The organism is Reyranella sp. GW821-FHT14A01, assembly GCF_058803965.1.
This window is the reverse complement of the sequence record NZ_JBXAPM010000019.1, coordinates 53,148-70,346: the sequence shown is the minus strand read 5'-3', so window position 1 is coordinate 70,346 and position 17,199 is coordinate 53,148. Positions and strand designations below refer to the sequence as shown.

Here is a 17,199-nt window from a genome sequence, read left to right as displayed (position 1 = left end):
ACCCCAAATGGCCGATGCAGCGACCGTCGGTTGCCTTTAAAATCAGCCACCATGAAACCACCGCCCGTCGTCAAGAAGACCACCGCCGTGTTTCACCAGTCCGGCGCCCTCCCCGTGGGCAAGGGCAAGATCACCGGCATCATCGCGCTCACCCTGGGTGGCCTCGCCGTGCTGGCGGTGCTGGCCTTTCACTTCCCCGAGTATTTGACCACGCCGGACCTGCGCAAGAAGTACGATGTCGGCCTGCTGCGGCAGGTGCTGCTGGTCGGCATGGTGATCGCGGGCGGCATGGCGATCGCCAACCTGGTCCAGCGCCGCAATCGCTGGCTGAACGGCACGGCGCTGGCCCTGATCCTGTTGGCCGCGGCGATGGGCGGCCATCGCGTGCCGGTGTCCGACTTTCCCGACAACACGCCCTATATCGGCCTCGACTGGTTCATCCTCGACCTGCTGGGCTCGAGCCTGATCTTCATCCTGATCGAGAAACTCGTGCCGTTGCACCGCGACCAGCCGGTGTTCCGGCCGGGATGGCAGACCGACTTCACGCATTTCATCGTCAATCACCTGCTGGTCGGGCTGGCGCTGCTGATCGTGAACTTCGCCATCCATAGCCTGTTCGGCTGGCTGGTCTGGGCGCCGCTGCAAAAGTGGGTCGGCGGCCTGCCGTTCTTCGCGGCGCTCTTCCTCGTGCTGCTGGTCGCCGACCTGGTCCAGTACTGGACGCATCGCGCCTATCACGAGATCCCGTTCCTGTGGCGCTTCCATGCCGTGCATCACAGCGCCGAATACATGGACTGGATGGCGGGCTCGCGGCTGCATCTCTTCGAGCTGTTGACGACGCGCGTGTCGATCCTGGGCGTGCTCTACGTGCTGGGCTTCAGCCAGGCGGTCACCGACGTCTATATCGTGATCGTCGGTTTCCAAGCGGTGTTCAACCACGCCAATGTCCGGCTACCGGCGATCTTCGGCAAGGCGCCGCTGAAGTGGCTGATCGTGACGCCGGACTTCCATCACTGGCATCACAGCTCCGAGCGCGAGGCGATCGACCGCAACTACGCCGCCCACTTCGCCTTCATCGATTACATCTTCGGCACGGCAGTGAAGTCCGACCGGCGCTTCCCCGGCAAGTACGGCGTGCTGGGCGATTACATGCCGACCGGTTTCGTGCGCCAGCAGCTCTTCCCCTTCACGTGGAAGGGCTGAGCGCGCGGCGCTTGGCGTCGGCCACCAGCGACAGGATGGCCGCCAGCACGAGGGTGGCCACGGCGACCAGCAACGGCATCGCGAGACTCCCGGTCGCGTCGTAGACATAGCCGGCGAAGGCCGGGCCCAGGATCTGCCCGAAGCCGAAGGACGCCGTCATCAGGGCGATGCGCCCGCGCGGATCGCCGCCACCCGATCGGGTCGCCACGAGGCCGAGCGCGGTCAGCCCCATGAAGGTGCCGCCGACGAACACCGCCGAGATCACGATGCTGGCCGGATGGAGCCACAGCGCGCTGGTCGCGACTCCGGCCGCCTCCACCACGCAGGCCACCGCGTAGAGGCGCAGAACACCCCAACGCCGGCCGAGGCCCGTCCACAAGGCGACCGACGGCACCGCGCTCAGGCCGAACAGGACCCAGACATAGGGTTCGAGATGGGCGAGCGTCGGCGTGCCGCGCACCATGTCGACGATGAAGGTCGCGGTGATGACGTAGCCGAAGCCGAACAGGCCGTAGGCGAGGAGCAGGGCGACGAAGTCCGCCGACAGGCCCGTGCCGCCGGCAGTTTGTGCGGACTGAGCAATCCTCTCGTCAGGCGGTACCAGCGACACGACAACGAGACTCGCGGCACCTGCGATGACGGCACTTGCGAACCACAGCGTCGTCCAGGCAGCGCCGGCGTGAAGCAGCACCGCCACGATCGCCGCGGAAACGGCGATGCCGGTACCGACGCCTGCGAAATGCACAGCCGAGAGGGCGCCGTTGCCGGTTGCGGTCAGCCGGTCGATCACGAGCGCCGAGCTGAAGATCAGCGCGAAGGCGCTGGCCGCGCCCGCGACGAACCGCAGGCCGAGAAAGGCCGGCATCGCGTTCGTGAGGCCCATGCCCAGAAGGCAAATCGCAGTGACCGCGAGCGAAACCAGCAGCCAGAAGCGGCGCGAGCCCGGCAGGCGCACCGCGGCCAGGATCGCGCCGGCGAGGTAGCCCAGGAAATTTGCAGAGGCGATCAGGCCGGCCTGCGCCTTGGTGAGAGGAAGCGCCTCGACCATCGGCGGCAGGATCGGCGTATAGACGAAACGTCCGACTCCCATGGCCGCGGCCATCGCCAGCAGGCCGCCGAGACTGAGCAGGAGGGCGCGTTTGTTCATTGAGGCGCGGCACTTTGGGCTGTTGCTGCAATTGACGCAAATGCCCCTCGCACCTAGTTTGAATGATCCATGTCCCAGATCGATCGCACCCTTGCCGAGGCCGCACGCGCGTGGCCGTTTGAAGAAGCCCGCAAGCTCGTCGCCCGCACCGGCGGCAAAGCGCCGGCGAAAGGCTATGTGCTGTTCGAGACCGGCTATGGACCGTCGGGCCTGCCGCATATCGGCACGTTCGGCGAAGTGGTGCGCACGACGATGGTGCGCCAGGCCTTCCGCCGCCTGTCCGACGTGCCGGCGCGACTGTTCTGCTTCTCCGACGACATGGACGGCCTGCGCAAGGTGCCGGACAACGTGCCGAACAAGGAGATGCTGGCCGCCCATCTCGGCAAGCCGCTGACCTCGGTGCCTGATCCGTTCAGCAACGAGCATCCGAGTTTTGGTGCCGCGAACAACGCTCGCCTGCGCGCCTTCCTCGATTCCTTCGGCTTCGAGTACGAGTTCCAGTCGGCGACCGATTGGTACAAGTCCGGCCGCTTCGACACGATGCTGCTCGCCATGCTGCGCCACTACGACGAGGTGCAGTCGGTGATGCTTCCGACGCTGGGCGAGGAGCGCCGCGCGACCTACTCGATCTTCCTGCCGATCTCGCCCAAGACCGGCCGCGTGCTGCAGGTGCCGGTGATCAGGACCGACGCCGATGCCGGCACCATCGTCTATCGTGACGAGGACGGCTCGATGGTCGAGACGCCGGTCACCGGCGGCAACGTCAAGCTGCAGTGGAAGGCCGACTGGGCCGGCCGCTGGTTCGCGCTCGACGTCGACTACGAGATGTACGGCAAGGACCTGATCCCGTCGGCCGAACTCTCCGCCAAGATCGTGCGCATCCTGGGCGGCAAGCCGCCGGAGGGCTTCAACTACGAGCTCTTCCTCGACGAGGAGGGCAAGAAGATCTCCAAGTCGAAGGGCAACGGCCTCTCGGTCGAGGAATGGCTGCGCTACGCCTCGCCCGAATCGCTGTCCCTCTACATGCACCAGCAGCCGCGGCGCGCGAAGCGGCTCCACTTCGACGTGATCCCGCGCGCCATCGACGATTATCTCTCGCTGGTCGAGAAGCTGCCCAAGGAAGAGCCGGCGCGCGCGCTGGAGAATCCCGCCTGGCACATCCATGACGGCACGGCGCCCGCCAACTCCGCGGCCGGCGTCACCTTCGGCATGCTGCTGAACCTCGCGGGCGTCGCCAACACCGAGGACAAGGACGTCCTCTGGCAGTATCTGCGCCGCTATGTGCCGGGCGCCACGCCGGAGAACGCGCCCTATCTCGACCGGCTGCTGGCCGGTGCGGTCGCCTATTACCAGGACTTCGTGAAGTCCTCGAAGAAGTTCCGCCTGCCCAGCGACCGCGAACGCCCGGCGCTGCAGGACCTGCTCGAGACGCTGCGCCGGACGCCCGAGGACGCGACGGCCGAGGTCATCCAGGACGAGGTCTACGAGGCCGGCAAGCGCCACTTCGCCAAGGAAGAGCTGCGGCAGTGGTTCAAGACGCTCTACGAGGTGCTGCTCGGCAGCGAGCAGGGGCCGCGCATGGGCGCCTTCATCAAGCTCTACGGCCGCGACAATGTCGTGAAGCTGATCGAACGCGCGCTGGCTGGCGAGGATCTGGGCAAGGCTGCGTAGGGTTGGCGATATGAGCGATGGTGTCGTTTTCGACTATCTCAATCCGGACATTCCCGCAGGGCTGAGGCTGCTCGACGTACCGCTGATCCGCGCCAACCGCGAGACGATCAAGGGCTATGGCGAAGTCGTCCGCGACCCGAAGAAGCAGAAGATCGAGATCGTGCCGTGGCCGCTCAACGGCTCGCGCAAGCTCGACGCCGGCACCGGTATCGAGGGCGGCACGACCGAGGGAATCTTCGCCTGCGAATGGCGCGACAACGAGCTGATCGGGCGCAACGAGGCGGTCGGCGGCCACTATGTCATCGGCTTCCGCGACCTGCCGGAGACGGTGCGGCCCGGCGTGAAGCTCAGCAAGGGCCGCGTGCTGCTGTGGCATTGCAACTATCACCCCGACGGCGGCCAGCTCTTCTGGCCGCTCGACGGCAAGCCGTTCGTCGTGCCGGTGGCGCTGCCGGGCGACGATCTCGAGCCGGAGAGCTTCAAGGCCTTCTGGTCGGACGGCAGCGTCGGCATCTACATCCATCCCGGCATCTGGCACGAGGGTGTGTTCCCGGTGAACGAGTCCGGCCGCTTCTTCGACAAGCAGGGCAAGGTGCATGCCCGCGTGAGCTGCGATCTCGCGCGCGAGTTCGGCGTGCTGCTCAACGTGCCGCTGCCGCAGGGCTGATCGCGCCGAGATAGGCGACGATCATCCGCACGATCTCGTCCTCGAAGCTGCGGCTGGCGAGGAAGGGCTGCTCCTCCAGCACCGCGGCGCGGACGACGCCCATCAGGCTGCGCGACACCACGAAGACCTGCTCAGCAGTGAGCGGCCCCAGCAGCGAGTTCGGCCCGCGCCCGACCGTCTCGCCGGCCCGCGCAATGAAATCCGCAACCGGCGCCATCAGCGCGATCCCGCCTTCCTGGGAGAGGATCGCCTGGATCACGGCCTTGCGCGCGCGCTGGCGGCCGCGAAAGGCGTGGATGATCGCCCGCACCATGGCGCGCACGCGTCCCGGGATCGAGGGATCGCCCCCGCCGTGCAAGGCGCGCGCGACCTCGCCGAGGGCGGCTTCCATCTCCTTGCGGGCCAGCGCCATCAAGAGCGCGTTCTTGTCGGCGAAGTACTGGTAGAGCGTGCCGATGCTGACGCCCGCCCGCTCCGCCACGGCGTTGGTGGTGAAGCCGGCCAGCCCGCCCTTTTCCAGAATCTGAGCCGCCGCCTCGACGATCGAGCCGACGGTCTCGGTGGCGCGCGCCTGGCGAGGCTTTCTGCGTTTCAATTCAACGGGTTGGCGGCGGGCGGGCATGGCAGCACCGGTCGGAGGAAGGCGAGTAAGTAAATATGAGCATCGCTCATATATTCGATGGCGGCAAAGGCAAAGGAGACCGTCGTGCAGTCACTCGCCACCCTCTATCTCGTCATCCTGCCGCTGGTGATGGCGGCGGCGCTGATCGAAGGCCTCTGGCAATCGCGCACGCGCGCCGAGGCCTATGACTGGAAGTCGTGGGCCTGCTCGCTGGGCGACTTCGCGGGCCGCCGCCTGCTGGCCTTCATTCCCTATACGCTGGCCGCGCCCTGGCTCGACTGGATCTACGAGTACCGCCTCTTCACCCAGTCGCTCGACAGCGTCTGGTCGATGCTGCTGCTCTTCGTCGGGCTGGAATTCTTCTATTACTGGTTCCATCGCGCCAGCCACACGGTGCGCTGGTTCTGGTCCTCGCACTCGGTCCATCACTCGCCCAACCAGTTCAACTTCGCCATGGCCTACCGGCTGGGCTGGATCGGCCGCTTCACCGGCACGTCGCTCTTCTTCGCGCCGCTGGTGCTGCTGGGCTTCACGCCGCAGACCGTGCTGACGGCCCTGTTCCTGAACCTGCTCTACCAGTTCTGGATCCATGCCGACTGGATCCCCAAGCTGGGCTGGCTGGAATATGTCCTCAACACGCCGTCCGCCCATCGCGTCCACCACGCGCGGAACCCGGAGTATCTCGACGCCAACTATGGCGGCGTGCTGATCGTGTTCGACCGGCTGTTCGGCACCTATGTCGCCGAGCGCGACGAGGTGAAGTGCGACTTCGGCCTGGTCTCGCCCACAATCTCGTCGCGCAATCCGCTGGTGCTCAACGTCGGCCCATGGATCGGCCTTGTGAAGGACCTCGCCTCGGCGCGGTCGGCCCGCGAGGTCTGGATGTACCTGTTCGGCGCACCGGGCTGGCGCCCCGACGGGACAGGCCTCACGGCGGCTGAGCTACGCAAGGCGCGTGCGCTGCAAGCTCAGGAGGCCCAAGCTCAGCCAGCCATGACTTAATCTCCCTTGAGCCGCCCGATCCCGGTCGACAGATTGGCCGGCAAAGGAGAAACGCCATGGCCAAGGACAAGGTCTGCGTCGTGATCGGGGCCGGCGATGCGACGGGCGGCGCGATCGCCCGCCGCTTCGCGCGCGAGGGCTACACCGCCGTCGTCACGCGCCGCAGCGCCGACAAGCTTCAATCCCTCGTGGCGCGCATCGTCGAGGAGGGTGGCCGGGTCCATCCCTTCGGCTCCGACGCCCGCGACGAGGCCGAGGTCGAGCGGCTGTTCCGCGAGATCGAGACCGAGATCGGCGAGATCGAGGTCTTCGTCTTCAACATCGGCGGCAACGTGCGCTTCGACATCCGCGACACGACTCCGCGTGTCTATCGCAAGGTCTGGGAGATGACGGCCTTCGCCGGCTTTCTGACGGCGCGCGAGGCGGCCAAGGCGATGGTGCCGCGCGGGCAGGGCACCATGATCTTCACCGGCGCCACGGCATCGGTGCGCGGCGGCCGCGGCTTCTCGGCCTTCGCCGGCGGCAAGCATGCGGTGCGGGCCTTGGCGCAATCGATGGCGCGCGAGCTCGGGCCGCAGAACATCCATGTGGCGCATGTCATCGTCGACGGTGCCATCGACACCGAATGGATCAAGGCCAACTTCCCCGACCGCTACAATGCCGGTCCGGACGCCATCCTCAATCCCGACGACATCGCCGAGACTTACTGGCAGCTCCATCGCCAGAAGCGCAGCGCCTGGACCTTCGAGATGGATCTGAGGCCGTGGAAGGAAAGCTGGTAGCAACGGAGCGCGCCACTGCGCGCGGAGTAACCTCCGCGCTGAAGTGGCGCTTCATGATCATGAGCGCAACTGGAGTTGCGCGCTCCTATGAGGACGCCGCCCGCAACTTCAGCAGTGCCAGCATCATGTCGATGGTCGGTGTCGCGACGCCCGCCAGCTCGCTGAGGTCGGCGATCGAATCGGCGAGCGCGTCGATCTCGAGCGGCTTGCCGGACTGGAGGTCGGTCAGCATCGACATCTTGTGGTCACCCAGCCCGACGGTGAACTCGATGCGCTTTTCCATCGGCGTCGCCATGGTCGCGCCGAACTTCGCGGCGACGGCCTCGGCCTCGGTCATCATGCGCCGCGCGATCTCGACGGCGCCGGCGCTTTTCCCGATCCCGCCATTGTCGGCCAGCGTCAGCACGGCGATCGGGTTCCAGGTGAGGCTGTTGATCATCTTGGTCCAGATCTCGGCGCGGATGTCGGACTTCACCGGCGCCTTGAGGCCCGCTTCGTTCATCGCGGCACTGAGCGCCGTCACGCGCGGTGAGTTCGAACCGTCGGGCTCGCCCAGCGGCAGGTAGCAGACCTCGTTCTCGAGATGCGCCACGCCGGGTTCGGGCACGACGCCGCCCGCCCAATAGGCGCAGCCCAGCGCGCGCTCGGGCCCGAACATCGACCATTGCCTGCCGCCTGGGTCCATGCGCTTCAACCGGCTGCCCTCGAACGGGCCGTCCAGTTTGTGGAAGAACCAGTAGGGCGCGCCGGTGGTCGGCGGGATCAGCGCCGTCTTCGGCCCCAGCAACGGCGCGACCTTGTCGAGCACGGTGAGATACTGGTGCGTCTTCAGGGTGATGAACACGACATCCTGCGGCCCGAGCTGTGCCGGATCGTCGGTCGCGTTCACCTTCACCGTGAAATCCTCGTGTGGCGAGATCAGCCGCAGGCCTTTCTTGCGGAGCGCGTCGAGATGAGCGCCGCGCGCGATCAGGCTCACCTCGACGCCTTTCACGCGCGCGAGGTGGGCGCCGATGATTCCGCCGATCGAGCCGGCGCCGTAGAGGCAGATTTTCATGGGACCAGCCTAGAGCCTTCACGGTCTGTGCGGAACTGGCGTCCCTTGCGGTCGTTGTGTCGCGAACCCCTTAAGAGAGAGGAGGACCCGTCATGACCGCGCAGACCGTCGACACCAGCAAACTCTGGGACATGATCAAGGACATAAGGTTCGGCATGCTGACCGTGCGGGGCGCCGACGGCCGTCTCTATGCGAGACCGATGACGACGCAGAACGGCGAGGCCGACCATGGCGGCGTCATCTGGTTCTTCATGTCGCGTTCGGGCCAGCCGGTGGCCGATTTGACGGCGGCGCCCGACGTGAACGTGGCCTACGCCGATCCCGACTCCGACAAATACGTGTCGGTGAGCGGCACTGCGCGCATCGTCGAGGATCCGGTGAAGAAGCAGGAATTGTGGAGCACGGCCGCGAAGGCTTGGTTCCCGGGCGGCGTCGACGATCCCGACCTGGCGCTGGTCGCCGTCCTCGTTGCCGAGGCCGAATACTGGGACGTGAAAGCCAACAAGGCCGTACAGATCTTCAAGCTCGCCAAGGCGGCGCTTACGGGCGAGGAACCGGCCAACCTGGCCGAGCATCGCCGCGTCCGCATGCGCTGACGCGGCTGTAAATAAGGAGGCGTTAGCGACGGGGCGTCGTCGCTGCACCTACGCCGGCGCCCACGGCGCCGCCGACCAAAGCGCCGGGCAGCAGGCCGATCGGGGTAAGGGCGCCGATCAGCGCCCCGGTGCCGGCACCGATACCGCCGCCCGTCACGGCCCGCTGGCCCCATGTATCGCCGCAGGCGGCAAGGCTGAGGGCCAGGAGGGAAACGGCCACGACTTTCTTCATGTGTTCTCCAATTTGGCGCCAGTAAACGCCTCTTATTCCTGCAAAGTTCCCATAAATGGCCCTTCTGCGGTGTGTCCTCCTGGTGATCTTGGCCACGGTCGTGCCGGCCCTTTCAGCGGCTCGGGCGCAGACCGTGGGCGGCTTCGACTACGCGCCGGAATACGACTTCTCCGAATTCTGGGCGGCGACCGACGGTCGTTACTTCCGGGCGATCGTGGCGGGCAATCCGTTTCCGCAATGGCCCATCGAAGAGGTGAAGCAACGGCTGCTGCCGGTGATGCAGGCCAACAAGCCCCGACCGGCGCTCACCTTCACCTATCAGTCGCCGCCGGAGGAGCTGCGTCCCGACTATCGCCTCGTGCTGGTGTTCGATCCGGCCAACGACCTGACGGCGGCGCGCGTGTGCACCGGCCAGTATTTCCTGAAGCCGCCGACGCCGGGGCGCGTCTACGTGTTCGGCATCTACTGCCGCAACGATCTCGCTTTATCGCAGACGACCGCTTGGACGCAGGCCACCGGTCCCGACGATCCGCGGCTCGGCCCGATGTTCGCGCAGCTTTTCCTGACCCTGTTCGACGACCGGCGGTGGCGTCGGTCACCGTTCAATCCGTGGTTTGCCCGCTAGCCGATCCGGCCTAAGAGAGGGGCAACATCAGGGAGATCTCTTGGATACCGACGTGGAAATCTGGATGCTCTTCGCGCCGTTCTGGCTGCTGGGCATCTTCGCGGCGCTGGGCGCGCTCTGGCATTTCGTCCACTTCCTGATCGTGCACGGCAAGGCGCATGCGGCGGGCCATGTCCCGAAATACGCGATGGGCACAAAACTGCACCCGCACGAAATGACGGCGGAAGGCCGCCATCATTTCAAACGGGCGCAAATCGCAGTGATGGCCTGTGTCGGCCTGTTGGTACTGGGACTGGTGGTCGGCGTCCTGTGGGCGCTATGGCGGGGCTAGGTCCCCACCATCATTCGGCCACCAGCCCCACGACCTCATAGTGGCCTGGATCCGACGAGGGACCAGCGATCAGGACCTGCTGGTCGCAGGCCGTCAGGACCAGGACGAGAAGCCCGAGGGACGCTAAAACCCGGCGGAACATGACTAAAACCCTCCATCTGCCAGAGGAACGCCGGCCATTTGCCTTTGGTTGCTGCGTTTTGCAGTCTGTCTGCCTGAGGCTGGGGAAAACGGGGGCGGGGGCCCATCGCTGAACAATGACCCGACACCGCATGCTGCGCCGCATCGCCTATGTGCGCCGCAATCGCTGCAGCGCCCTGGTAGGCGTTCTCTGCTTCTTCATCCTGCTCAATCCGCTGCTGGCCGGCTCGGCGATCGGCGGCTCGATGCTGGGCATTGCCCTGTTCACGGTCCTGATCCTGGCGGTCTGGGCTCTTCGCCTCCAACGGCCGCATCTCTGGGGATTGGCGGTGTTCGCGTTCATCACCATCGATGCCCTGATTGCCGATCGGATGGGATATCGCGGCCTGCGCCCCATCGCACTGGGAGCGACGGCGATCTTCGTCGGCGCCGTCACCATCGCCCTGCTGCGATACGTGCTCGACCGTCGCCCGATCACCACCGACAAGGTGTTCGGCGCCGTGGCCGCCTACATCCTGATCGCACTGTCCTTTGCGAGTCTCTTCGGCTTCCTGCAGGTCTTTGAACCCAACGCCTTCACGGCCGCCATCGCACACGGCCCGGACGGGAAATTGAACTGGTCCGACCTGATGTACTTCTCTTTCACCGTCCTGACCTCGACCGGCTTCGGCGAGATCACGCCAGCGACGCCGATGGCGCGGGCGCTGATCGTGCTCGAGCAGGTGCTGGGCGTGATGTACGTCGCCTTCCTGATCGCCCGGCTCGCCAACCTGTACGGCTCCCCGAAGCACCTGCGCTAGCGACCTTCGATCTCGCACTGCGCATCGTCGAATTGCCGCCGGCCGCGCTATACTGCTGCTCAAAGTCAGGTGAGGGACGTCATGAGCATCGCGGTTGGAGCGGCACGGACGCGCGAGACCCCGGACACGGTTGAGAGGTGGGACGCCATCGTGATCGGCGCCGGCCTGTCGGGCATGTACCAGCTCCTGAAGTTGCGCCAGATGGGCTTCAAGTCGCACGTCTACGAGGCGGGCGGCGGGGTCGGCGGCACCTGGTACTGGAACCGCTATCCCGGCGCACGCTTCGATTCGGAGAGCTGGACCTACGGCTTCTCCTTCTCGCCCGAGGTGCTGAAGGAATGGGACTGGAAGGAGCATTTCTCCGGCCAGCCCGAGAACCTGCGCTACTGCGAGTTCCTGGCCGACAAGTTCGACCTGCGCCGCGACATCACCTTCAACACCCGCGTGAAGGCTGCGCACTGGGACGACGCCGCCAACGAATGGGAAGTCACCTTCGAGAGCGGCGGCCGCGCCAGCGCGCGCTTCCTCATCACCGCGATCGGGCCGCTGTCGTCCCCCACCATGCCGACCATCCCCGGCATCGAGGATTTCAAGGGCGAGTCCTGGCACACCGGCCTGTGGCCACACCATCCGGTGAGCTTCGAGGGCAAGAAGGTCGCGGTGATCGGCACCGGCGCGTCGGGCGTGCAAGCCATCACCGAGATCGCCAAGACGGTGGGCGAGCTCACCGTGTTCCAGCGCACGCCCAACTGGTGCACGCCGCTGCGCAACTCGAAGATCGAGCCCGAGACGATGGCCGACATCCGCTCGCGCTACGACAGGATCTTCGCGCAGTGCCGCGAGAACTGGGGCTGCTTCGTCCACACAGCCGACCCGCGCCATTCGACCGACGTGACGCCGGAGGAGCGCGAGGCCTTTTTCGAGAAGCTCTATGCCATGCCGGGCTTCGCCTTCTGGCAGGGCAATTTCCGCGACGTGCTGATGGACCAGGCGGCCAACGATGCGCTGACCGAATTCGTGATCAGGAAGATCCGCGCGCGCGTGAACGACCCGAAGATCGCCGACAGACTGATCCCGACCAACCACGGATACGGCACCCGCCGCGTCCCGCTCGAGAGCGGCTACTTCGAGGTCTACAACCAGCCCAACGTGAAGCTGGTCGACATCCGCGAGACGCCGATCGAGCGCATCACAGAGACCGGCCTCCGGGTCGGCGGCGTCGACTACGCGTTCGACATGATCATCTACGCGACCGGCTTCGACGCCATCACCGGCGCCTTCGACCGCATCGACTTCCAGGGCCGCAATGGCGAGAAGCTGCGCGACAAGTGGGCCGACGGACCGCATACCTATCTCGGCCTGAACGTCACCGGCTTCCCCAACATGCTGACCCTGGTGGGACCGCACAATGCGGCGACCTTCTGCAACCTGCCGCGCTGTATCGAGCAGAATGTCGAGTTCGTGTCCGACCTTTTGGGCTACATGCGCGACAAGGGCCTCACCCGCATCGAAGCGACGCAAGAGGCCGAGACGGCGTGGACCGCCCATGTCTACGACACCGGATCGCGCCTGCTGCTCACCAAGGTCGATTCCTGGATGACCGGCGTGAACAAGAACGTCCCCGGCCGCCTCAAGCGCACCTTCATGGCCTATGCCGGCGGCGCCCCGAAGTACCGCCAGAAATGCGAGGAGATCGCCGCGAACGGCTATGAGGGGTTCAAGCTGTCGTCGTGAAATGAAGAGAGGCGCCGACACGAAAACGCCGGGACCTCTCGGCCCCGGCGTCGTCGTCGAGATATGCGGAAACGCTTAGCGGATGATCGTGACCTTCAGCGCGGTCTGCACGCTGTACACGGTCGTGATCTGCGTGCCCGGCTTGATCGTCTGAAGAGCGGCCTTGCCGGCCGCCGAGACGATCTGCGGCATCTGGATGACCTCGCCGCTGTCGGGCGAGGGCTTGTCGGGCTCGCCGCCCGAGGCGTTGATCAGGAACACGGTGCTGGTCGGGAGATCGACCTTCGTGCACATGCCGCTCATCGACCACAGGCGGATGCGCTCGCGCGCGCCGGGGATGCCCTCGATGCGGGCGCCCTGCTCCATCATCGCCTTGGCGCGCGCCGTCACGGCGGGCGTGGTCGGGGCGATCAGGAAGTCGACATAGTCGTACCACTGCACGTCGACGATCTGGCCGACCCGGAGCGAATCGTAGTTGGTGACCAGGTCGGCCGCCTTCATCTTCACCCGGCCGAGATCTTCCCAGATGATGACGAAACCGCGTGTCTTCGCATCGAGGCTGTGGATCGTGCCGCGCTTGAAGTTCTGGTAGGTCGACGAGACGAAAAGGTCTTCCTGCGCCATCGCCGAGAACGGCAGGACGGGCAGGGCGGCCGCCGTCAGCGCGGCGCCTCCGAGCAGCTTCAGTGTCGAACGACGATCGGCGTGCATCAAATTCTCCCCCATCTCATCGCACGGGATGTTCGGCTCCGGTACGCAAGGACTGGTTCGCCCCCGAACAGACCGCCGCCTTATGCCGAGGAAAGTTTTTCTCGGCAACTTCATTTGCAGCACTTCTGCGCGTATCTCGATGCGAATGATCTTTCGCTGCTCGTGCAGGAACCCCGTCAGAAAAACGTGACTTGAACGTGTCGGGGCCAAAGGCGGTTATGGCGGTCAAAGGATCACCATTTGCCCCAGCCGATCGCCCTTCTGTCCGTTGCTCACGCCTTGCCGCCCTATCGGCTCCTGCAGGCCGATGCGGCCGAAGCGGCGCGCCGGGTGTTCGCCCATCGCTATGCCGCCTTCGAGCGCATGGCGCCGGTCTTCACGACCTCCGGCATCGAATCGCGCCACACGGTGAAGCCGCTCGACTGGTATCTTTCCGTCCTGGGCTGGCCCGAGCGGAACGCCGCCTATCTCGAAGGGGCGCAGGAGCTGTTCGTCGACGCCGCGACGCGTGCACTCGCAGCGGCGGGCTGCGCCGCGTCCGATGTCGACACGATCGTCACCATTTCCTCGACAGGCGTTGCGACGCCGAGCCTCGAAGCGCGTGTTGCCGGGCGCATGGGCTTTCGTGCCGATGTCGAACGCGTGCCGGTGTTCGGCCTGGGATGCGCGGGCGGCGTCTCGGGCCTGGCGATCGCCAGCCGTCTCGCTGCGGCGCGGCCCGGTTCGACCGTACTGCTGGTCGCCATCGAGATCTGCACGGCCGCCTTCCGCATGGACCAGCTGACGCCGGCCAACATGGTGGCGACCGCCCTGTTCGGCGACGGCGCGGCGGCCTGCGTGGTGCGCGCTGGCAGGGATGACCAAGGGCTCGCGCTTGTCGAAGGCGCGGGCGAGCATCGGTGGCCCGACACGCTCGACATCATGGGCTGGAAGGTCGATCCGACCGGCCTCGGCGTCATCTTCGATCGCTCGATCCCGCCCTTCGCCGAGCAGGAGGTCGGGCCCGCGGTCGAGAGCATCCTGTCGCGCCTCGGCGTGGCGCGCGCGTCGGTCGATCGCTTCGCCTGCCATCCCGGCGGCGCCAAGGTGATCACGGCGCTGGAAACGACGTTGCGTCTCGACCAGGGCACGCTCGATCATGAACGCGACGTGCTGCGCCAGTACGGCAACATGTCGGCGCCGACGGTGCTGTTCGTGCTCGAACGGCTGATGGCAGCCGGCTTGCCCAAGCGCACGGTGCTGACGGCGCTGGGGCCGGGCTTCACCTGCAGCTGCCTGTCGCTGGCCCGCGCCGCTTGAGCCTGCGGCCATGAACTGGGCCATCCTCATCCTGACGCTCGTCACGGCGCAGCGTCTCGGCGAACTCGTGCTGGCCCGACGCAATACCGGCCGCCTGCTGGCGCAGGGCGCGTACGAGATCGGTGCCGCCCATTACCCGCTGATCGTGGCGATGCACGCGGCCTGGCTGCTCGGCCTCTGGTACGTCGCGGTCCATCGCGCGCCGCAGGGACAGGACATCAATCTCTTCTGGCTCGCCCTCTTCGTCGTCCTGCAGCTGGCGCGGGTCTGGGTGATCGCCTCCCTGGGCGGGCGCTGGACGACACGCATCATCGTGCTGCCGGGCGCGCCGCTGGTGCGCCGCGGTCCCTATCGCTTCGTGTCCCATCCCAACTACTGGGTGGTCGCGGGCGAATTCCTCGTCCTGCCGCTGGTCTTCGGCCTGCTGTCCTATGGACTGATCTTCACGGCCCTCAACGCCGCGATGATGTGGGTTCGCATCAAGGCGGAAACGGCGGCGCTGAGATCCTCATGATTCCGTTGCGTGGCCGACTCCAAACGAAATAAACGAAATAAACGAAACAAATGAAACGGGGGGAGCGGTCCCCGGAATCGCCCCGCATCGACCGCGCAAAGCCCCAACGCGCAGCCAGGGCGCCATCACCCAGTTCGTCACACTGCTCTAATAGGACGCCAGGACCTCGATCTTGTGGTTGGCGACGATCAGGCGCTTGGCGAGCAGGCGGGCGAGGTTGGCCATGATCTTCTCGCCGGCGCGCGGATGGCTGTTGCGGAAACCATTGAAGGCATCGAGGGACAATTCGAGGCAGGCGACATGCGTGTCGGCCCAGACATCGGCCGACCGGCTGGTCTCCAGCAAGGCCATCTCGCCGACGGCCATGCCCGCCGACAGGGTGGCCAGCCGGACGCCGCTCTGCAGCCGGACACTGACGACGCCGCTCACGACGAACATCAGGGACGATGCCGGCTCGCCGGCCGAGATCAGGCGATCACCCGTCCGGTACTCGCGCCGCTCCATCAGACCGGCGAGGGCCGACAATTCGTCCGTTTCCAGGCCGGCCACCAGCGCCTGCTCGGCAAGATCGACCGGTTGTCCAAGGTCGAGGCAGCCGGTCTGGTTCTGGATGATGCGGTCCTCGGCCCATTCGATGGCTTCGTCCAGCAGCGCGATGCTGCGCATGCCGGGCCGCTCGGGCAGCCAGGCCGAAAGCGACTGCTCGACCGGCGTTCCCCGGGGAATGCCGCTGAAGACCACGTCGGCGCCGGCGCGCACGAGATCGTCGAGGATGTCGGCCAGCAGGCGCAGGGCCGACTCGCTGACCGACGGCACGCGGCGGAAGTCGAGGATGAGATGCTTGACGGCCGGGCGAAGGCCGTGGATGCGCCGCGACACATATTCGACGTTGGCGAAGCTCAGCGCGCCGGTGAGTTCGAGGATGGCGCCTTCGGCGTGATGCGCCTCGAGGATGGCCTGTTCGCGGGGCTGCCGGCTGCGGCGCGACGAGACGCTGCCGACATCGTAGCTGGCTGCAATACACGTACGGACATCGCCGACCCTGTTGAGCATGTGCAGGCCGAAATGGGCCGACAGCGCCTCACAGGTGCGCAGGCCGCGGACGCTGTTTCCCTGGTCGTCGATGCGCGGCGAGTAGGTGCCGAGACCGAGTTGGGAGGGCAGCGAGGCCAGGATGCCGCCGCCGACGCCGCTCTTGGCCGGGATGCCGACGCGGTAGACCCAGCGGCCCGCCGAATCGTACATGCCCGCGCTGGTCATGACCGAGAGCGTGCGGGCCACGGCGTAGGACGAGACGACCTGCTCGCCGGTCAGCGGATTGCGGCCCTTGTGGGCGAGCGTCGCCGCCATGACGGACAGGTCGCGCGCCGAGACGCGGAGCGCGCACTGGCGGAAATAGACGTTGAGCACCTTGTCGACGTCGCCCTGCAGGACACCGTGGTTGCGCAGCAGATAGGCGATGGCGCGGTTGCGGTCGCCGCTCTCGCGCTCCGAGCGGAAGGTGGGCTCGTCGACTTCGAGGCGGCGTCCGGCGAAGCGGCTGAGCGCGTCCTGCAGTCGCTCGAACGCCCCGTCGGCCTCGCTCTCGCAAAGCAGGCCGATGCAGGCGATCGCGCCCGAATTGACCATCGGATTGAACGGCCGGTTGTCCGCCCCCAGCCGGATGGAGTTGAACGAATCGCCACTCGGCTCGACACCCACCACCGCCTCGACGCGCTCGGCGCCGACCGTTTCCAGGGCGAGGGCGAAGACGAAGGCCTTCGAGATCGACTGGATGGTGAATTCGACGGTGCTGTCGCCGATCTCGTAGACGAACCCGTCGACGGTCGTGGCAGCGATGCCGAAATGAGCGGGATCGGCGAGCGAGAGTTCCGGAATGTAGGACGCGACCTCGCCGGCATCGTCCTTCGAGTACTCCGCATGGCAGCGCGCCAGGAACCGGGCGAGAGGGAGCTCGAAGGAAGACATCTGGGGCTGATCCATTCTATTTGCCGGAAGCGAACTATGTGCTTCCTGGCGCCTTGGGAGGCAAGCTTCATCCCCCGCGATCGCGGCAAGGCGCTTT

At 66.3% G+C, this 17,199-nt stretch carries 19 protein-coding genes; 12 read left to right on the top strand and 7 right to left on the bottom strand.

Annotated features, from left to right (window positions below; genetic code table 11):
- Nucleotides 1-51 precede the first annotated feature (51 nt).
- Complete coding sequence (locus AC1ROX_RS27565) at nt 52-1,203, top strand: sterol desaturase family protein (protein ID WP_493131344.1); 1,152 nt, start codon at nt 52-54, stop codon at nt 1,201-1,203.
- Here the strand turns inward: AC1ROX_RS27565 and AC1ROX_RS27560 are convergent.
- A complete protein-coding gene (locus AC1ROX_RS27560) occupies nt 1,187-2,350 on the bottom strand; it encodes a YbfB/YjiJ family MFS transporter (protein WP_493131342.1) in 1,164 nt (387 codons plus the stop codon). The two genes, AC1ROX_RS27565 and AC1ROX_RS27560, sit on opposite strands and share 17 nt — an antisense overlap.
- Nucleotides 2,351-2,419: 69 nt before the next feature.
- On the opposite strand from AC1ROX_RS27560, the gene AC1ROX_RS27555 reads away from it, so the two are divergent.
- On the top strand, nt 2,420-4,021 hold the full coding sequence (locus AC1ROX_RS27555; RefSeq protein ID WP_493131340.1) for a lysine--tRNA ligase: 1,602 nt from the start codon (nt 2,420-2,422) through the stop codon (nt 4,019-4,021).
- 10 nt (nt 4,022-4,031) lie between these two features.
- Nucleotides 4,032-4,688: an ureidoglycolate lyase gene (locus AC1ROX_RS27550; protein ID WP_493131338.1), complete on the top strand. Its 657-nt coding sequence runs from the start codon at nt 4,032-4,034 to the stop codon at nt 4,686-4,688.
- Here the strand turns inward: AC1ROX_RS27550 and AC1ROX_RS27545 are convergent.
- Entirely contained in the window at nt 4,663-5,283 is a 621-nt protein-coding gene (locus AC1ROX_RS27545; RefSeq protein WP_493131336.1) for a TetR/AcrR family transcriptional regulator, read from the bottom strand. The genes AC1ROX_RS27550 and AC1ROX_RS27545 overlap by 26 nt on opposite strands.
- Nucleotides 5,284-5,394: 111 nt before the next feature.
- Here AC1ROX_RS27545 and AC1ROX_RS27540 point away from each other — a divergent pair, with 111 nt between their 5' ends.
- Both AC1ROX_RS27540 and AC1ROX_RS27535 read left to right on the top strand, forming a co-directional pair.
- A complete protein-coding gene (locus AC1ROX_RS27540; RefSeq protein WP_493131334.1) occupies nt 5,395-6,312 on the top strand; it encodes a sterol desaturase family protein in 918 nt (305 codons plus the stop codon).
- Between the two features lie 56 nt (nt 6,313-6,368).
- A complete protein-coding gene (locus AC1ROX_RS27535; protein ID WP_493131332.1) occupies nt 6,369-7,094 on the top strand; it encodes an SDR family oxidoreductase in 726 nt (241 codons plus the stop codon).
- 85 nt (nt 7,095-7,179) lie between these two features.
- On the opposite strand, the gene AC1ROX_RS27530 is transcribed toward AC1ROX_RS27535, so the two are convergent.
- Nucleotides 7,180-8,151: a ketopantoate reductase family protein gene (locus tag AC1ROX_RS27530; protein ID WP_493131330.1), complete on the bottom strand. Its 972-nt coding sequence runs from the start codon at nt 8,149-8,151 to the stop codon at nt 7,180-7,182.
- 92 nt (nt 8,152-8,243) lie between these two features.
- Here AC1ROX_RS27530 and AC1ROX_RS27525 point away from each other — a divergent pair, with 92 nt between their 5' ends.
- Nucleotides 8,244-8,747, top strand: a complete 504-nt coding sequence (locus AC1ROX_RS27525) for a pyridoxamine 5'-phosphate oxidase family protein (RefSeq protein WP_493131328.1) — start codon at nt 8,244-8,246, stop codon at nt 8,745-8,747.
- A gap of 22 nt (nt 8,748-8,769) precedes the next feature.
- Here AC1ROX_RS27525 and AC1ROX_RS27520 read toward each other — a convergent pair whose 3' ends face one another.
- Entirely contained in the window at nt 8,770-8,979 is a 210-nt protein-coding gene (locus tag AC1ROX_RS27520) for a YMGG-like glycine zipper-containing protein (RefSeq protein ID WP_493131326.1), read from the bottom strand.
- A gap of 82 nt (nt 8,980-9,061) precedes the next feature.
- On the opposite strand from AC1ROX_RS27520, the gene AC1ROX_RS27515 reads away from it, so the two are divergent.
- Both AC1ROX_RS27515 and AC1ROX_RS27510 read left to right on the top strand, forming a co-directional pair.
- Nucleotides 9,062-9,604: a hypothetical protein gene (locus tag AC1ROX_RS27515; RefSeq protein ID WP_493131324.1), complete on the top strand. Its 543-nt coding sequence runs from the start codon at nt 9,062-9,064 to the stop codon at nt 9,602-9,604.
- Nucleotides 9,605-9,644: 40 nt separating this feature from the next.
- Nucleotides 9,645-9,935, top strand: a complete 291-nt coding sequence (locus AC1ROX_RS27510) for a hypothetical protein (protein WP_493131322.1) — start codon at nt 9,645-9,647, stop codon at nt 9,933-9,935.
- Nucleotides 9,936-9,945: 10 nt separating this feature from the next.
- Here AC1ROX_RS27510 and AC1ROX_RS27505 read toward each other — a convergent pair whose 3' ends face one another.
- Entirely contained in the window at nt 9,946-10,077 is a 132-nt protein-coding gene (locus AC1ROX_RS27505; protein WP_493131320.1) for a hypothetical protein, read from the bottom strand.
- Between the two features lie 115 nt (nt 10,078-10,192).
- Here AC1ROX_RS27505 and AC1ROX_RS27500 point away from each other — a divergent pair, with 115 nt between their 5' ends.
- On the top strand, nt 10,193-10,876 hold the full coding sequence (locus AC1ROX_RS27500; protein WP_493131318.1) for a potassium channel family protein: 684 nt from the start codon (nt 10,193-10,195) through the stop codon (nt 10,874-10,876).
- Between the two features lie 81 nt (nt 10,877-10,957).
- Nucleotides 10,958-12,610: a flavin-containing monooxygenase gene (locus AC1ROX_RS27495; protein WP_493131316.1), complete on the top strand. Its 1,653-nt coding sequence runs from the start codon at nt 10,958-10,960 to the stop codon at nt 12,608-12,610.
- A gap of 75 nt (nt 12,611-12,685) precedes the next feature.
- Here the strand turns inward: AC1ROX_RS27495 and AC1ROX_RS27490 are convergent, their stop codons facing one another.
- Nucleotides 12,686-13,321 carry a hypothetical protein gene (locus tag AC1ROX_RS27490; protein WP_493131314.1) on the bottom strand — a complete coding sequence of 212 codons (636 nt, stop codon included), beginning with the start codon at nt 13,319-13,321 and terminating at the stop codon, nt 12,686-12,688.
- 240 nt (nt 13,322-13,561) lie between these two features.
- Between AC1ROX_RS27490 and AC1ROX_RS27485 the strand changes: the two genes are divergently transcribed.
- Both AC1ROX_RS27485 and AC1ROX_RS27480 read left to right on the top strand, forming a co-directional pair.
- Nucleotides 13,562-14,620 (top strand): type III polyketide synthase, encoded by a 1,059-nt coding sequence (locus tag AC1ROX_RS27485; protein ID WP_493131312.1) that lies wholly within the window; start codon nt 13,562-13,564, stop codon nt 14,618-14,620.
- 10 nt (nt 14,621-14,630) lie between these two features.
- Nucleotides 14,631-15,134, top strand: coding sequence for an isoprenylcysteine carboxyl methyltransferase family protein (locus AC1ROX_RS27480; RefSeq protein WP_493131310.1), 504 nt, complete (start codon nt 14,631-14,633; stop codon nt 15,132-15,134).
- A 147-nt stretch (nt 15,135-15,281) separates the two neighbouring features.
- Here the strand turns inward: AC1ROX_RS27480 and glsA are convergent, their stop codons facing one another.
- Nucleotides 15,282-17,102, bottom strand: coding sequence for a glutaminase A (gene glsA, locus AC1ROX_RS27475; RefSeq protein ID WP_493131308.1), 1,821 nt, complete (start codon nt 17,100-17,102; stop codon nt 15,282-15,284).
- Nucleotides 17,103-17,199 lie beyond the last annotated feature (97 nt).

What these genes read in the sequence shown, in the direction of transcription:
- AC1ROX_RS27480 (WP_493131310.1), top strand. Translation starts at nt 14,631, where the DNA reads ATGAACTGGGCCATCCTCATCCTGACGCTCGTCACGGCGCAGCGTCTC.
- AC1ROX_RS27495 (WP_493131316.1), top strand. Translation starts at nt 10,958, where the DNA reads ATGAGCATCGCGGTTGGAGCGGCACGGACGCGCGAGACCCCGGACACG.
- AC1ROX_RS27525 (WP_493131328.1), top strand. Translation starts at nt 8,244, where the DNA reads ATGACCGCGCAGACCGTCGACACCAGCAAACTCTGGGACATGATCAAG.
- AC1ROX_RS27560 (WP_493131342.1), bottom strand. Translation starts at nt 2,350, where the DNA reads ATGAACAAACGCGCCCTCCTGCTCAGTCTCGGCGGCCTGCTGGCGATG.
- AC1ROX_RS27500 (WP_493131318.1), top strand. Translation starts at nt 10,193, where the DNA reads ATGACCCGACACCGCATGCTGCGCCGCATCGCCTATGTGCGCCGCAAT.
- AC1ROX_RS27550 (WP_493131338.1), top strand. Translation starts at nt 4,032, where the DNA reads ATGAGCGATGGTGTCGTTTTCGACTATCTCAATCCGGACATTCCCGCA.
- AC1ROX_RS27535 (WP_493131332.1), top strand. Translation starts at nt 6,369, where the DNA reads ATGGCCAAGGACAAGGTCTGCGTCGTGATCGGGGCCGGCGATGCGACG.
- glsA (WP_493131308.1), bottom strand. Translation starts at nt 17,102, where the DNA reads ATGTCTTCCTTCGAGCTCCCTCTCGCCCGGTTCCTGGCGCGCTGCCAT.
- AC1ROX_RS27505 (WP_493131320.1), bottom strand. Translation starts at nt 10,077, where the DNA reads ATGTTCCGCCGGGTTTTAGCGTCCCTCGGGCTTCTCGTCCTGGTCCTG.
- AC1ROX_RS27565 (WP_493131344.1), top strand. Translation starts at nt 52, where the DNA reads ATGAAACCACCGCCCGTCGTCAAGAAGACCACCGCCGTGTTTCACCAG.
- AC1ROX_RS27555 (WP_493131340.1), top strand. Translation starts at nt 2,420, where the DNA reads ATGTCCCAGATCGATCGCACCCTTGCCGAGGCCGCACGCGCGTGGCCG.
- AC1ROX_RS27530 (WP_493131330.1), bottom strand. Translation starts at nt 8,151, where the DNA reads ATGAAAATCTGCCTCTACGGCGCCGGCTCGATCGGCGGAATCATCGGC.
- AC1ROX_RS27490 (WP_493131314.1), bottom strand. Translation starts at nt 13,321, where the DNA reads ATGCACGCCGATCGTCGTTCGACACTGAAGCTGCTCGGAGGCGCCGCG.
- AC1ROX_RS27520 (WP_493131326.1), bottom strand. Translation starts at nt 8,979, where the DNA reads ATGAAGAAAGTCGTGGCCGTTTCCCTCCTGGCCCTCAGCCTTGCCGCC.